Source organism: Armatimonadota bacterium, from assembly GCA_013359125.1.
Lineage (GTDB): Bacteria > Armatimonadota > Fimbriimonadia > Fimbriimonadales > GBS-DC > JABWCR01.
On sequence record JABWCR010000046.1, the window covers coordinates 1 to 2,574 of the forward strand.

The window sequence follows — 2,574 nt, forward strand, 5'->3', positions numbered from 1 at the left end:
CAAGCAGAACGACGGCCAACAAGATTATTGCTAAGAGTCTCATGGCGCTTACCTCCATCGCAGCGCGGAACATGCCCAGGACAGCGCGCAATGACCCTGGCCGCCTCGCCTACGGGCAGTTTCTGTTTTGGCCGTTGATGGCCAGCCGAAGGCTGGCGGATTAAGGCGCGTCGACGACTCCAAGCACAACGCGCCTTGGAGAGTTTGACGCCCTATTCGATTGGAAAGTTCCAGCCCCTCGCGGCAGGTATAATCCCCCTCGCTAACGGAGGGCGACATGGCCGCGATCGATATCATAAACGCCCGCGAAATCCTCGATTCGCGCGGAAACCCCACTCTCGAAGTCGATGTCTTGCTGAGCGACGGCATCTCTATGGGCCGCGTCTCGGTGCCATCCGGCGCAATGGAAGAGGGCTTCTGCTCCCACCAGATGCAAAGAGCGACAAGTAGAGAGAACGAGAGTCATATTGAATTGCCTCGGCTAGCGCACGCGAACGGGAAATTTTAGGTTTGTAGCACAATTTTGAGTACGAATCCCGCTTCCTACAAAAATGGCTCGAGCACTTCGGCGGCGATTTTGGCGCTGCCGGCGGGCGGCATCAGATAGATGCCCTGAGCCAAGTCGCCTGCCTCGGTCAGGAAGTTTTGTGCGATCTCGATCCCGGTCTTCAGGGCGTCTTCTTCGGGCGCTTCGTCCATCCGGCGTCGGATCGCGTCGGGTATGACTATGCCCGGCACCTCGTTATGCATAAACTCCGCGTGTCGGCGATTGCGCAACGGCAAAACGCCGATCAGCCACGGCAGCTCTAATTCTTGCGCGGCGCCGGCGGCGATCTCGGCGTAGGCTTTTTCGAAGATGGGCTGGGTGTAGATCAGGTGCGCTCCCTCGTCGGCCTTGCGCTTAAGCCGGTCGGTTTCGGCCTTTAGGTCGTTGGCCAGCGGGTTATAGGCCACGGCGATGGTAAAGTTGGTCTTCATGCCGATGCTGTTGCCGGCCAGGTCGTATCCTTCGTTAAATCGGTTCAGAATGCGCGTCAGCCCCACGGCGTCTACGTCGAACACGCTGGTGGCGGAAGGATAATCGCCGATCTGTGCCGGGTCGCCGGTGATGGCCAAGATATTGCGCAATCCCAGCGAGTGGGCGCCCAACAGGTCGGCCTGGATCGCCAACAGGTTGCGGTCTCGGCAGGCAAAATGCATCATCACCTCGATGCCCGCGTCGCGCTGGATTAGGTGCGAGATCGAGATCGGGTTCATTCGCAGACGCGCCCGCGCGCCGTCCGATATGTCGATCATGTGGACGCCCTTCTCTTTTAACAGGCGCGCGCCGTCCATCACTTTGGTTACGTTCAGGCCGCGCGGCAAGTCCAGCTCGACGGTGATGACGCGCTGGTTGCCCAGCATCTTGGAAACTTTGGACGGTTCGGCCTCTGGGATTTCGGTCTCTTGTCGTCCGGCGCGCGCTTGGCGGATTTTCTCGCCCGCGGTCGGCTTGGGCTTGGCGCCCTTTAGAGTTTCGGCGATGGCGCGGACGTGGTCGGGCGTGGTGCCGCAGCATCCGCCGACGATCCTCGCGCCCGCATCGACCAGCCTGGCTGCGCCCTTTGCAAAGTAGTCGGGATGGATGTCGTAGATCACCTCTCCGCGAACCAGTTGGGGCAATCCGGGCGTGGGCAAGGCAGCGATGGGCAAGTCTGTGCCCAGAGCCATCGACCGGACGATCTCCAGCATTCTTTGCGGGCCGACGATGCAGTTGGCCGAGACGGCGTCCGCGCCCCAAGAGGCTGCCAGAGCCGCGAAGCGTTCGGGCAGGCCCTCCATCAGGCTCTCGCCGTCTTCGATAAAGGCCTTGGAGGCGATGATCGGCAGGTCGGGGGCGATGCGCCGCGCCTCGTCGAAAGCGATCTTGAGTTCGGTCTGATCGGTGAAGCTTTCAAGCATCAGGCCGTCTACGCCCGCTTCGACCAGCCATTCGATCTGCTCTCCCAGCGCAAGTCTCGCTTCTTCTAGCCGCGTAACGCCCAATGGCTCCAGCGGCTTGCCGACCGGACCGACCGCGCCAAAGATTAGGGCGTCGGCGCCCGTCGCCTGTCGCGCGATCTTGACGGCGGCCAGGTTGATCTCTCTCGCTTGATTTCGCAGGTCTTCGCTGGCCAGGGGATCGCCTTGGAAGCCTAGGCTCAGCGCCAGTTTCAGCCGGTTTGCACCAAAGGTGTTGGTCTCGATCAGGCGGGCGCCCGCGTCGTAATACTCCTTGTGGACGGTTGCGACGGTTTCGGGCGCGGTCAGGCAGGCAGCGTCGTAAGGCAGGGTCGCCCCGCGCAGAGCGAGCATGGTGCCCGTTGCGCCATCGGCGATCAGGATGTTATCGGAAAGGTAGTCGGCGAATTGCTGTCGTGTCATTGAGAACGGTCGGGCGGCGATGCTTCTATTTTGGTCTTCCGCCCGACCGTTCTTGAGTATACCGGACGATTTAGTTTCGACAGACTTTGCCGAAGTCGGTGAGGACGAGGGCGAGGTCTGTGTCGTCCACGATGCCGTCGCCGTTGAGGTCGCCGCTGGCGGTCTCGGGGT

At 61.3% G+C, this 2,574-nt stretch carries 1 protein-coding gene and 1 pseudogene; one reads left to right on the forward strand and one right to left on the reverse strand.

What is annotated here, in order from left to right:
• Positions 1-277: 277 nt before the first annotated feature.
• A pseudogene (locus HUU60_12840) lies at positions 278-403 on the forward strand (hypothetical protein).
• Between the two features lie 140 nt (positions 404-543).
• Here HUU60_12840 and HUU60_12845 read toward each other — a convergent pair.
• The gene (locus HUU60_12845; GenBank protein ID NUL83583.1) at positions 544-2,403 is read right to left on the reverse strand and encodes a bifunctional homocysteine S-methyltransferase/methylenetetrahydrofolate reductase; all 1,860 of its coding nucleotides are present in this window, start codon (positions 2,401-2,403) and stop codon (positions 544-546) included.
• Between the last annotated feature and the right edge of the window lie 171 nt (positions 2,404-2,574).

Bases quoted from the DNA above. Each gene is read 5' to 3' on its own strand.
- HUU60_12845 (NUL83583.1), bottom strand. From the start codon at position 2,403: ATGACACGACAGCAATTCGCCGACTACCTTTCCGATAACATCCTGATC.